This is a genomic window from Phocaeicola sp. GP0067 (genome assembly GCF_031119655.1).
In the GTDB taxonomy this organism is placed as follows: domain Bacteria; phylum Bacteroidota; class Bacteroidia; order Bacteroidales; family Bacteroidaceae; genus Phocaeicola; species Phocaeicola vulgatus.
The window spans coordinates 17145-30327 of the sequence record NZ_JAVHZY010000033.1; the positions used below are offsets into that span (position 1 = coordinate 17145).

A 13183-nucleotide genomic window follows, 5' to 3' on the forward strand; every position below is an offset into this window, starting at 1 on the left:
CAGGCTTTGATTATCAATTAAATACATTAAGAATAAGCTATTTTCAAAGAAAAAGATCCACATTTTCATTGTAGAATATTTCTACACTTTCCCCAACAAACCAGACATGTACATCACCTTGTATCCGGCACAACAAACAACAGGAAGGATAACTTTATAACATTCTTCCTCATCTAAATACATTAATAATATTGATAGTTGGTTAAGCTGCACACAAGTACAAACAACTAACTATAAGCAGTTTCGTTATATTCCCTAATAACAAAACAACCATATTCACTATAAATCGTGTTCATTCATCCCAGGCAACAATTCTTCCTGAATATTTGTCATGCATTTCCACAAACTATACCGTGCTTCAGGATTCATTTTTTCTAGAGAATATAAAACCTCTTTCATATTTGAACGATTCGACAAACTTTCATAAGGACAATCTTTGATCTGTTTACGAAAACCGCGGATACGTGCCATTTCAATTAAATCCGCTTCATGTACCAAGCACATCGGACGAATAATTGTCATCTCAAATTTACGCATCACTAATTTAGGAGGCATTGTACTGAACGCTCCCTGAAAAGTAATATTCATCAACAAAGTTTCCAAGATATCATCCATATGATGTCCTAAAGCAATCTTATTGCACCCCTGCTCCTTTGCCACCGTGAACAAAGCTTTTCTCCGATTCCAAGAACAAAGGAAACAAGGAGACTTCCGAGTGTCGGTACTCGGATCAAAAAAAGTTTCATAATGCACAAACGGCACCCCTAAATCCTCTGAGTAGCCTTTCAGATATTCCAAATCAGATTGATAAGGAATATTTGTCATGCCTACATGCACAGCTATCACTGTAAATTTCGGTTTCAAAATACGTGAACGCCTTGCCAATAGCTCCAACAGAGCCAAAGAATCCTTCCCACCAGAAAGACCTATCAAAATTTTATCACCATCCTCAATCAAGCGATACTTTACCACCCCCTTGTTAAAGCGTTGCTCCAACCTTCGCATTATTTTCTCGTCTTCCGTAAATTGTGCCATACATCTTCTTTAAAAATAGGGCACAAAAGTACATGAAAAGAATGATTTATGGAAGATTTAACAAAATAGAATTATGTAAAGCATGAGAAATCCAATTAATATTTGTATTTTTGAATCTAAATAATACGGATTATAAACTAACTATGTACAAAAAATATATCATTGGTTTATTTACTTTATGCTGCGCAGGCAATGCTGCGGCACAAAGCTTGGCGCAAGCCAAACAACTTTTCCTGAACGGAGAATTTGAACAAGCCAAACCTGCTTTCCAAAAGCTGGTAAAACAAGCCCCTTCTAACGCCAATTATAATTATTGGTATGGCGCATGTTGTTATGAAACAGGAGAAAAAAAAGAAGCACAGCCCTACCTTGAAAAAAGCGCCGCCCGCAAAGTCATTGACGCATACCGCTACTTAGGAAAACTATATTATGACATCTATCGGTTTGACGATGCCGTAGATAACTACGAACAACACATAGAATGGTTGGAAAAGAAAAAACGCCCTACCGAAATGGCTGAAGCAGAGCTGGAACAAATAAAGCAAGCAGCCCGTATGATAAAAGGAGTGGAAAACATTACTGTAATAGACAGCTTTGTAGTCGATAAAAATGATTTTCTAAAAGCATATAAAATCAGTAGAGAATCGGGGGCACTCTATCACGATCCTGCCATATCCGGGACTGTCTATCAGACCGAAATGGGCAATAAAGTACTCTACGGAAACCAAAGCACAGACGGCAAGATGCAACTGTACTCCCGTATCCGTCTGTTGGACGGCTGGAGCGAGCCCGAACCCCTCACGTCCCTTAATGAACAGGGAAATGTAAACTATCCCTTCTTAATGTCAGATGGCATTACCTTGTATTATGCATCGGATGGAGAAGGCTCTTTGGGAGGATACGATATTTTTGTAACTCGCTATGATTCGGAAAATAGCAATTATCTTCGTCCCGATAATATAGGAATGCCATTTAACTCTCCCGCCAATGACTATATGTATGCCATTGATGAATTCAACAATATCGGCTGGTTTGCTTCAGACCGCTATCAGCCTGATAACAAAGTCTGTATCTATGTGTTTGTACCGAACTCTTCAAAAGAAGTATACAATTATGAAAGTACAGACGAACAGATCATCATAAATGCAGCCAGCCTGCGCTCTATCCGTACTACTTGGAAAGATGAAGAGAAAGTACGAACCGGCAAGCAACGCCTGGCAGCCATAATGTATGCCAAAGAATCCGGAGAACAACAAAAAGACTTCACCTTGATAATAGATGATTCTGCCGTTTACCACACATTGAACGACTTCCGCTCTGCCGAAGCACGCAAACTTTACCAGCAAAGAATACAAAAGCAGAAGGATTATGACAACCTGAAGAAAAATTTGGATGACAAGCGCGAACAATATGCCCAAGGGAACAGTGCACGAAAGAAGAATCTGACACCCGCCATTTTGGAATTGGAAAAACGTACTGAACAACTTCTGAAAGAAATGGCCCAACTGGATATCAGTGTCCGCAACGAAGAAATAAAGAAGTTGAAACACTAATACAAAGATATTTATGGAAGTATTTATTATCGTATCGCTCATCTTGGCAGGACTACTTCTCTTTATTGTAGAGGTTTTCCTTATTCCCGGCATCAGTATAGCCGGAATAGCATCAGCCATCTGCCTGCTATATGCCAACTATTACGCTTTCGACACATTAGGACCGATAGCAGGATTCATTACTTTAATAGCATCCGTCCTAAGTTGCATAGCCATTATCGTTTGGTTTATGCACTCAAAAACCATGGACAAGCTTTCTTTGAAGAAAACACTGGATTATAAAATCGATCCCCTAAAAGGAACCCATATCCGCATCGGAGACAAAGGCATAGCAATAACCCGCCTTGCACTGATAGGCAATGCAAACTTTAACGGACACATCATCGAAGTGCGCTCTGCCGATGGTTTGATTGATGAGAATACTCCCATTTATGTAGAAAGAATGGTTGAAGGAACGGTGATTGTACGCAAATTCAACCAATGATAGAGAAATGACTTACAAATACGAATTTATCAGGTTTCTTGATTGACATTCTCATTCAAGCATATTTTAGACAATAGTGAAAACAGCAAAAACTTGATATTGAGCTGTTCAAATATAAATATTTACTTTTAAACAACTGATTATTATGATCGAACCCAACTATCTTCCTTTCATCCTTATAGGAGGTGGAATTATTTTCGTGGTACTATTCTTTCATTATGTGCCATTTTTCCTCTGGCTGTCTGCCAAAGTTTCGGGGGTACGCATCTCATTGGTGCAATTATTCTTAATGCGCATCCGTAATGTCCCTCCTTATGTCATTGTCCCGGCAATGATTGAAGCACACAAAGCCGGCTTAAGCAACATAACCCGAGATGAATTGGAAGCTCATTATATGGCAGGCGGGCATGTGGAAAAAGTAGTGCACGCACTAGTATCCGCGTCCAAAGCCAATATCGAACTGTCTTTCCAAATGGCAACTGGTATTGACCTAGCCGGTCGTGACGTATTCGAAGCCGTGCAAATGTCAGTGAACCCTAAGGTTATTGACACCCCTCCCGTTACCGCTGTAGCCAAAGACGGCATACAGCTTATAGCTAAAGCTCGTGTCACCGTACGCGCCAATATCCGCCAATTAGTAGGAGGTGCCGGAGAAGACACGATTCTAGCACGTGTTGGTGAAGGTATCGTGTCCTCTATCGGATCGTCCGAAAATCACAAATCCGTATTGGAAAATCCTGATTCTATCTCTAAATTAGTACTCCGCAAGGGCTTAGATGCCGGTACGGCTTTCGAAATCCTGTCTATTGATATAGCTGATATTGATATAGGCAGAAATATTGGAGCTGCTTTACAAATAGACCAGGCCAATGCCGACAAGAATATTGCACAAGCCAAAGCAGAAGAACGCCGTGCAATGGCCGTCGCCTTGGAACAGGAAATGAAAGCCAAAGCAGAAGAGGCACGCGCGAATGTAATTCAGGCAGAGGCCGAAGTACCCAAGGCCATGGCGGAAGCATTCCGTAGTGGCAACCTAGGTATTATGGACTATTACCGCATGAAGAATATACAAGCAGATACCTCCATGCGTGAAAATATTGCAAAACCCGAAACAACTTTCGGTAATGAGCCATTAAGTAAATAAAACTAGTATTCAACGATTAATATATTTTTCTTGGATGCGAATGGAACTGCTTTTCTCTTGATAATGCTAATATCAATGAAAGTTTATAAATCCGTAACATCTACATCCAGGAAATAATCTGTTTGCATACTCATTAAAAAGACAAGAAATATAACATTAATTATACTGGCCATTAACCACAAAAATAAAGATTATGAAAAAATATTATGCAGAATCTGAGTTGATTATCAATCCCGACGGCTCTATCTTCCACCTTCATATCAAACCTGAACAGTTGGCAAATAAAATAATTCTAGTAGGTGACCCCGGGCGTGTAGCATTAGTAGCTTCTCATTTCGATACTAAAGAATGTGAAATAGAAAGCCGTGAGTTCAAGACCATTACCGGTACTTATAAAGGAAAACGTCTCACCGTAGTTTCCACCGGTATAGGTTGTGACAATATAGACATTGTGATGAATGAATTAGATGCTTTGGCCAATATTGATTTCAATACCCGTTATGAAAAAGACCACTTGCGCCAATTGGAATTAGTACGTATCGGTACATGTGGCGGATTACAGCCTTATACTCCTGTTGGTACCTATGTTTGTTCTGAAAAGTCTATCGGTTTTGACGGACTGCTTAATTTCTACGCCGGACGCAATGAGGTTTGCGATCTGAAATTAGAACAAGCTTTTATAGATTACATGGGGTGGGAAGGTAATGTATGCATCGCCCACCCATACGTTATTGATGCCGACCGGGAATTAATAGACCGCATTGCGCAAAATGATATGGTCCGTGGCGTAACTATCGCCGCAGGAGGTTTCTTTGGTCCGCAAGGACGAGAACTCCGTATCCCATTGGCCGATCCTAAACAGAATGAAAAGATTGAGAAATTTGAATACAATGACTATCGCATCACTAACTTTGAAATGGAAAGTTCCGCCCTTGCCGGATTAGCACGCCTGATGGGACACAAAGCCATGACTGTATGTATGGTGATTGCCAACCGACTAATAAAGGAAGCCAATACCGGCTATAAAAACTCTATTGATGGTTTGATAGAAAAAGTCTTGGAAAGAATATAATTCCCAATTTAGTTGTCTATATAATATGGATAAGATTCACCGGATCATCTATCAAGACTTATTCTTATTATCATCCAGAAGAAGATTGGCATAAACAGATTTTTTACAGAATAAGCCAACTCTTTTTACCTAACAGGGGACATCGCTTCATAGAAGACCATTTTTTGTAAAAAAACAACAAGATGTCCCCTCATAAAACAAATAAAAATATGGAAACCAGTTTCAAACAAACAACTAGTAATAAAGTAGAACGTTACCGTCTTTTCCTCCCTCAGTTTGAACTTTTAATATCAGATGAAAAAGAAGAAATAAGTGTTTTGGCCAATACTGCTGCTGCTCTTCGGGAAGCCTTCGGCTTTTTTTGGGTAGGTTTCTATCTGGTTAAAGACAACCAACTTATTTTAGGACCTTTTCAGGGAAGCACCGCCTGTTATCGCATCCATAAAGGAAAGGGAGTATGTGGAACCTCATGGGCAGAAGCTCGAACCTTGATAGTGCCCAATGTAGAACAATTCCCCGGACATATAGCCTGCAGTTCTCTTTCCCGCTCCGAAATTGTTGTTCCTATTCTTGCTAATGGACAAGTAAAGGGAGTATTGGATATTGACAGTAATCTATTAAACTTTTTTGATGAAACAGACCGCCGTTATTTAGAAGAAGTAACAGCCATTATAGCTAAAACATTATATTATTAACCAAATGAAAATGATAAACCAAGATACAATCTGTGCCATTGCCACCGCCCAGGGAGGAGCTATCGGAATAATTCGTGTATCTGGCCCAAAAGCGATTGAAATAACGTCACGCATATTTACACCCGCCACAGGCAAGCCACTGACAGAACGAGCACCATATACTCTTACTTTCGGAAAGATTTGTTCCCCAAAGCGAAAAATTAATAATACACTTTTCCAACAAACGAGTGAAATTCCGCAAGAAAAAAGTGAAACGTTACAAAAAACTTCGTCAATTACTTCTTCTGCAGAAGAAGTAATTGACGAAGTTTTAATTTCCTTGTTCCGCGCCCCCCATTCTTATACCGGTGAAGACAGTACGGAAATCATGTGTCACGGTTCATCTTATATCCTGCAGCAAGTTATACAACTCCTGATCTATAATGGATGTCGTGCCGCTCTACCAGGTGAATACACCCAACGTGCTTTTCTAAACGGAAAAATGGACTTGAGCCAAGCCGAAGCTGTTGCCGATCTGATAGCCTCATCGTCTGCCTCCACCCATCGCCTAGCCATGAGCCAGATGCGCGGAGGATTCAGTAAAGAACTTTCTAACCTGCGTAACCAATTACTTCATTTCACTTCGTTAATGGAATTAGAACTGGATTTCAGTGATCATGAAGAACTAGAATTCGCCAATCGTGACGAACTGAGCAGTCTAGCTACCCATATCGAACAAGTTATTGCCCGGCTAGCTCATTCTTTCAGTGTAGGAAACGCAATCAAGAATGGCATTCCTGTAGCAATTATCGGAGAAACGAATGCCGGAAAATCTACCTTACTGAATGCGTTGCTGAATGAAGAAAAAGCCATTGTCAGTGATATCCATGGAACGACCCGTGACGTAATAGAGGATACAATCAATTTACAAGGTGTCACATTCCGATTTATTGATACAGCTGGAATCCGCCAAACGAACGATACAATAGAAAATCTAGGGATAGAACGTACTTTCCAAAAGATGGACCAAGCATATGTCATTTTATGGATGATAGACTCTACAGATGCCCAAAGGCGGTTCGAAGAATTAAAAGCTGACATTCTTCCACACTGCGAAGGGAAAAAGATGATTATTTTATTTAATAAGTCAGATCTGTTACTAGCAACACAAAAAGAAGAGTTGTCAGCCATATTTGCTGACATGAAAGTGGAAAAACTATTTATCTCAGCAAAGAAAAGGGAAAATATAACGATTCTGGAAAAGAAGTTAGTACAGGCAGCTGCCTTACCGGAAGTCAACCAAAACGATATTATCATTACAAATGTACGCCATTACGAAGCATTAACACGAGCATTGGATTCTATTCATAGAGTACAGGAAGGATTGCAATTGGAATTATCAGGAGATTTGGTAAGTGAGGATTTAAGACAATGTATCCACGAACTAAGTGAGATTGTTGCAGAAGGAGGTATAACCTCGGAAGAAACATTGCAAAATATATTTCAAAACTTTTGCATCGGCAAGTAGGATATTGTAATCAACTGCAACGAATTAGAACCAACTATAATGAAGTCGCTGATTTTCAGCGGCTTTTTTGTTTGCCAAAAATCCAGCTATAAACAGTTGGATACTGTTGTTCACCATATTTTTCTACCGTATTTCTACCGCGGAACATTTTCAGAATTTGCCCCGATGTCACGATGACGCAGTAGTTTACGTGTGTTGACAATGGTTTACGTGTGTTGACACAAAAGAGGAGAAATAAAGAGATTTGAACTCAAAATATATTAGGAAAATATGGAAGTAAGAAAGATTTGCCAATGGTGTGGAAAACCATTTATCGCTAAGAAAACAACGACTTGCTATTGCAGTCATCAGTGCTCTAATCTCGGTTACAAAGAACGTATCCGGGAACGTAAACGCCAGATGAGAAAAATGCAGGAATTACTGCAACCTAAACAGGCTGCAGAAGGACAAGATTTCTTCTCATTTGCACAAGCTGCCAAGCTCATGGGGGTGACCCGCCAATATGTTTATAAATTGGTAAAGGAATCAAAACTAAGAGCATCCCGTATCAGTGGGAAGAAATCTCTTATCCGTCGTGCGGATATTGAGCTAATGTTAAAGACAAAACCTTATGAACGAATAGTTCCTAAAGACGATTTTGACATGAGTGAATACTATACCGCTGAAGAAATAGCGGAAAAGTATAAGGTCAATGCTAAATGGGTATGGACTTATACTCGACAGCATAAAATTCCCAAAGTCAAAGTCCGCCAATTTAACTATTACAGCAAAAAGCATATCGATGCGGCATTTGCCAAGTACAAGACGGATGACGCCTTGACCGAATGGTACACACCGGAAGAGATTGAGGAAAAATATGGAATGACACGTGTAGCCATCCGTTCGCATGTCTATCGCAACAACATCCCCTCTAAGAAAGAGCACGGCCAGATATTCTACTCCAAACTTCACTTCGACCTGTCAAAACAGACCGCCGAAGATGACTCGTCTGAATACTACACAGTACAGGAAGCCATGAAGAAATACAATCTCACCAGGGATTCAGTTTACGGCATCCTGCAATTCCACGAAATAAAACGGGAGAAGAAAGGCAGGTTCGTGCGCTTTCTGAAGGTGGAATTCGACCACATCATGGGAGCCCGTTAGTGGCTAAATGCGACCGACTGTAATTATCGGGAAATTATTTCCTGCTGATTATAGTCTGTATAAAAGCATTAAGGATTTTCGCAGCAAAAATCAGTTACAACCATTTAATATTCAACATTATGTCAGAATGCAAAACAGTTACATTGAGGACGCGCCCTTTGAAGAAAGGTATGCTGTCGTTCTACCTTGATTATTATCCGGGCTACCGGGATCAGGAAACAATGAAGACCATCCGCCATGAAGGATTGAACATTTACATCTATGCCAATCCCAAAAATCAGCGTGAACGCGACTTCAACGCTGCTATGTCGGAAAAGGCCGAAGCAATCCGGTGCCGGAGGTTTGAAGCCATCGTAAATGAACGGTACGATTTCTTCGACAAACGCAAGTACAAAGCAGACTTTCTGGAGTATTACCGGAAGCAGCTCCGCAAGCACGACCAGAAATGGGGATTTGTCTATCAACACTTCTACAACTTCGTTCACGGCAAATGCACTTTCGAAGAAATAGATGTGGACCTGTGCAACAAGTTCCGGGAATACCTGCTTAACGCAAAGCAACTCCGGCGTGACGGACAGATATCAAAGAACTCCGCTTCCGGCTACTGGTCCACTTTCCGGGGATTCCTGAAGATTCTGTATCGCAACAGGATGATAAAGACCAATGTCAATGACTTTCTGGAAAAAATCGAACCGGAAGATGTTGCCAAGGAATACCTGAGTGTGGAAGAGCTGTATTGTCTGGCTGAAACTCCGTGCAAGATACCTGTTCTAAAGACTGCTTCCCTCTTTTCGTGCCTGACCAGTTTGCGGCTCAGTGATATACTTTCCCTTTGCTGGGAGGAAATCGTTGACTTTGCAGCCGGAGGAAAATGTGTCCATACCATCACCCAGAAGACCAAGACGGAAGACATCATCCCGATAAGCGATGAAGCTCTGGAACTGATCGGGTACAGTCCCGAGAAAAAAGGTCTTGTGTTCAAAGGCCTGAAACGGAGCTGGACACAGCAGCCTATGAAGGAATGGATCCGTTCCGCAGGAATTACCAAAAACATAACTTTCCACTCATACCGCAGGACATACGCGACCCTTCAGGCTGCAGCCGGTACTGATATCCGTACTATCCAAAGCAACATGGCGCACAAGAGCATCACTACCACTCAACGCTACATGAAAGTAGTCGACAGCAACAAGCGTGAGGCGACCACAAAAATCACATTGACAAGGAAGGGCTGACCTGACTGATTCGTGCCTGTTTTATCGGTTAGAGTATGATTTTCAGCGAAAAATCATACTCTAACCATATTTTTTCTTAATTCCCGGCTATTTTTCTGCCATTATTTACAACTGTCTGAAACCGGACATCTATTTTTGTCCTATCATAATTCCAAATAATAACAGTTTATGGCAGATAACAACCGAATATCCATCAAAAAGACAAGCCGGGTCCTTGCAATTACATGTGTCGCCTATACGACAGTGGCAACAATATTGTACAACAATTATCAGATTGACCTGATTGACTATTCCACTCCGGTCATATTAGGAACCGTAGCAACCATCATGTCATGCGCTGCACTGCAACGCCTGTTCTGTTCTCTACTCTCCAAAAGCCATCTTTCTTTTGGCTGCAAGGAGTTGTCCTCAAGAGGAACTGTCCCTTCCGAAGCAAATCCTGATACCAAGGAAGAATTGCCTCCAACTGATAATGCAACCAGTGAAAAACACGTCGAGAGTCCATATCTTAAGGAATATGAAGCCCGCATAGAAGAATTGCGGCGCAATGAAATGGAGAAAAAGACCGCTATTGTGCATGCGATACATGAATACATCACACACGAAATGTCACAGTTCTTATCCATAGACGATCTTGAAACTCTCCATGAGAACATAGAATCTCTGGCATACGGACAAGCGGAACTATATAAACCGGTTCGTTCCAAGCCCGATAATCAAATCAAATCCCCTTCGCTAAGACATTATGCATGGAATATCGGGGAGAGACTTGATATCCCTTTAATCGACAGGGCAAAGTTCATAAAAACAATATTCCCGCATGAACTGGAAAATGCGACAATCGAATACCTTTGTAAAAATCTTCGTGACTCAGTTCCCGCCATAATTGCTATTGATGTTCCGGAGAACGGGGACTATCATTTCAGTTGTATGCAAACTTCAGCAGACAGCGATAATTAGTTTCTGCTGATTATAATCTGCATAATATCATTATGTTGGTTTGCAGCATGTTAAACATTTAAATATTAAAAACATGCCAAACGAGAAACTGACATTCAATGACCTGCCGGAAGTGGTAGGCAAACTTTGCGAAAGAATCGAGAGTCTCGAAAATGCGTTGAAGGACAATTTTGCCAAACAGGTTCCTGTCAAAGAAAACCTGCATGTCCCTATGACCGTCGAGGAAGTATGCAGTTACCTTGGAATATCCAAGTCATCCTTCTATTACAAGGCCAAACACGGAGGGATACCTGTCATCAAGCAGGGGAAGCATCTGTTCGTATATCGCGACGAACTGGACAAATGGCTGGAGACCGGAAGAAAAAGCCAGGTGCCTCTGAGCTTCGAGGAGGAACACGAGCAGATGCTTGCTGCGACAAGACATAAGGCCAAACCAAGAGAACTGTAGGAATATGGAAAAGACGAGCTGCAATATTCCTACTCCGGAGGAATTGAGAAACTACATAAAAGAATCTGTCATAAGTGTGACCGGGACATACGAACAGTCCGCTTCCGTGCTTATGGTGGATGATTCCACAATCGGGACTCTGGGAAACTTCAGTGCATCCATTGGAAAGGCCAAAAGCAAGAAGACCTTCAATGTCTCCGCCATCGCTGCGGCCGCCCTGAAGAATGGCACAGTGCTGCATTACCGTGCCTGCTTCCCGGATGGAAAAAGGAAGATTCTCTACGTTGACACGGAACAAGGCAAGAACCATTGCCAAATTGTTCTGAATAGAATCCTGAGACTGGCAGGTCTGCCGAAAGATTGTGATGCAGACAATCTAACGATGCTGGCACTCCGGAAATATTCGCCTGAAGTACGACTGGCAATAACAGAAGAGGCAATCGGCATGATACCCGATTTAGGTCTGGTCATCATAGATGGCATCCGGGACTTCATCCATGATATCAATTCACCCGGAGAATCCACCGATGTGATATCCAAATTCATGCAATGGACCGATGACAGGCAGATACACATCCATACCGTCCTGCATCAGAACAAGAATGACGAACACGCACGCGGTCATGTCGGCACGGAACTGAACAACAAGGCGGAAACCGTCATGCAGATAGAGCCAGACAAAGACGACAAGTCCATAAGCGTGGTGGAAGTCATACACAGCCGTGACCGTGAGTTTGAACCGTTTGCCTTCCGGGTAAACGATGATTCCCTGCCCGAACTGGTGGAGTCATATCAGCCCCAGAAAAGGCAACCAGGACGCCCGCCTAAGGAACCGTTCAATCCATATAAGGAAATACCAGAGGATACGCACCGTTCCGCTTTGAACGCCGCTTTTGAGGACGGGAACATCGGCGGCTATAACGGTTACCTTGAACGGCTGAAAGAAGGCTATGGACGGCTGGGGATAAAACTGGGATACAACAAGACGGTGGAATTGGCAAAGTTCCTATGCAACAAGCGGATGGTCGTAAAAGAAGGGAAAGAATACAAATTCAATCGGGATTTCCATTATTGAGCCCCTATACCATAAAATCCCGGTGTGACATTTTTCTGTGACATTTCCCGACTTTACTTTAATGCAGGGGTGTAGATATGGGAATAAAGCAAAGCTATGGCAGGTTTCATCATACAAGTGCAATCTGCCATACTTCCTTTTGTATGTACACTAGAAACCGGACAGCATCTGCACTATTTGAAGTGAAGCTATACTCCATGCCGGGCTTGCCCGTCTGCCAGTAGTAAACCCTATGGGGGAGCCTAATACCCCACTCGCCTTTCGGCGGCGGGATGAGTGCCACTTAAAACAGCAAGCTGGGCACGGGAAAATCACTGTAGGGATTGGACATAGCACGATAAATTCTATCTCTTTTGTAGCCAACTATAATATCTGCTTTATGCATATAGTTCCCGCAGAAGAATCAGATAGGACTTTAACCAAGTTATGATTTGAGGCAATAGTTATGGCTGGCGCAAAAACACATCATGTGAAACTAGGGTAAGCCTACGATTCCTAAATGCGAGGTCTAGAACCAAAACTCTTGAATCCTTTCGGCAGAATATCGGACAGTCCCATGCTTTGGCTATTGGACATATTGTTGATTTTGTATCCCCTATTTTTGAGTTTGATTCGTCATGTCCATAGCCAAACTCACTATCAGAATCAAGTTACGAATATCCAATAAGCATACCACATACTCACTTACAAAAAATGCTTCATGCTATGGCAAACTGCTATCATGTATTCTGGCAAACATGATTTCCTTGACTGGATAATCTCAGCAACAATCCATCTTGAAAATCCGGCAAACAAGAGCTCATTCTCCGGCAACATCAATTATCGCGTA

12 protein-coding genes are annotated in these 13183 nt (G+C 41.8%); 11 read left to right on the forward strand and 1 reads right to left on the reverse strand.

From position 1 onward, the window contains the following. Positions 1–279: 279 nt before the first annotated feature. The gene (locus RE317_RS18430; RefSeq protein ID WP_005839398.1) at positions 280–1035 is read right to left on the reverse strand and encodes an ATP-binding protein; all 756 of its coding nucleotides are present in this window, start codon (positions 1033–1035) and stop codon (positions 280–282) included. Between the two features lie 143 nt (positions 1036–1178). On the opposite strand from RE317_RS18430, the gene RE317_RS18435 reads away from it, so the two are divergent. The 11 genes from RE317_RS18435 (at position 1179) to RE317_RS18485 (ending at position 12354) form a co-directional block, all read left to right on the forward strand. Continuing rightward, complete coding sequence (locus tag RE317_RS18435; RefSeq protein ID WP_005839400.1) at positions 1179–2588, forward strand: tetratricopeptide repeat protein; 1410 nt, start codon at positions 1179–1181, stop codon at positions 2586–2588. A 13-nt stretch (positions 2589–2601) separates the two neighbouring features. Continuing rightward, a complete protein-coding gene (locus tag RE317_RS18440; RefSeq protein WP_005839403.1) occupies positions 2602–3072 on the forward strand; it encodes an NfeD family protein in 471 nt (156 codons plus the stop codon). A 145-nt stretch (positions 3073–3217) separates the two neighbouring features. Then, a complete protein-coding gene (gene floA, locus RE317_RS18445; RefSeq protein ID WP_005839405.1) occupies positions 3218–4216 on the forward strand; it encodes a flotillin-like protein FloA in 999 nt (332 codons plus the stop codon). A 193-nt stretch (positions 4217–4409) separates the two neighbouring features. Continuing rightward, the gene (locus RE317_RS18450) at positions 4410–5288 is read left to right on the forward strand and encodes a nucleoside phosphorylase (protein WP_005839407.1); all 879 of its coding nucleotides are present in this window, start codon (positions 4410–4412) and stop codon (positions 5286–5288) included. A 209-nt stretch (positions 5289–5497) separates the two neighbouring features. Then, complete coding sequence (locus RE317_RS18455) at positions 5498–5983, forward strand: GAF domain-containing protein (protein ID WP_005851783.1); 486 nt, start codon at positions 5498–5500, stop codon at positions 5981–5983. A gap of 13 nt (positions 5984–5996) precedes the next feature. Next, on the forward strand, positions 5997–7490 hold the full coding sequence (mnmE, locus tag RE317_RS18460) for a tRNA uridine-5-carboxymethylaminomethyl(34) synthesis GTPase MnmE (protein WP_032934854.1): 1494 nt from the start codon (positions 5997–5999) through the stop codon (positions 7488–7490). Positions 7491–7760: 270 nt separating this feature from the next. Then, a complete protein-coding gene (locus RE317_RS18465) occupies positions 7761–8636 on the forward strand; it encodes a helix-turn-helix domain-containing protein (RefSeq protein ID WP_008669465.1) in 876 nt (291 codons plus the stop codon). Between the two features lie 119 nt (positions 8637–8755). Continuing rightward, complete coding sequence (locus RE317_RS18470; protein WP_008669464.1) at positions 8756–9871, forward strand: site-specific integrase; 1116 nt, start codon at positions 8756–8758, stop codon at positions 9869–9871. A 243-nt stretch (positions 9872–10114) separates the two neighbouring features. Then, on the forward strand, positions 10115–10831 hold the full coding sequence (locus RE317_RS18475; protein ID WP_234248227.1) for a hypothetical protein: 717 nt from the start codon (positions 10115–10117) through the stop codon (positions 10829–10831). 73 nt (positions 10832–10904) lie between these two features. Further along, complete coding sequence (locus RE317_RS18480; RefSeq protein WP_008630047.1) at positions 10905–11279, forward strand: helix-turn-helix domain-containing protein; 375 nt, start codon at positions 10905–10907, stop codon at positions 11277–11279. Positions 11280–11283: 4 nt separating this feature from the next. Next, complete coding sequence (locus RE317_RS18485) at positions 11284–12354, forward strand: AAA family ATPase (RefSeq protein WP_008669462.1); 1071 nt, start codon at positions 11284–11286, stop codon at positions 12352–12354. Positions 12355–13183: the final 829 nt, after the last annotated feature.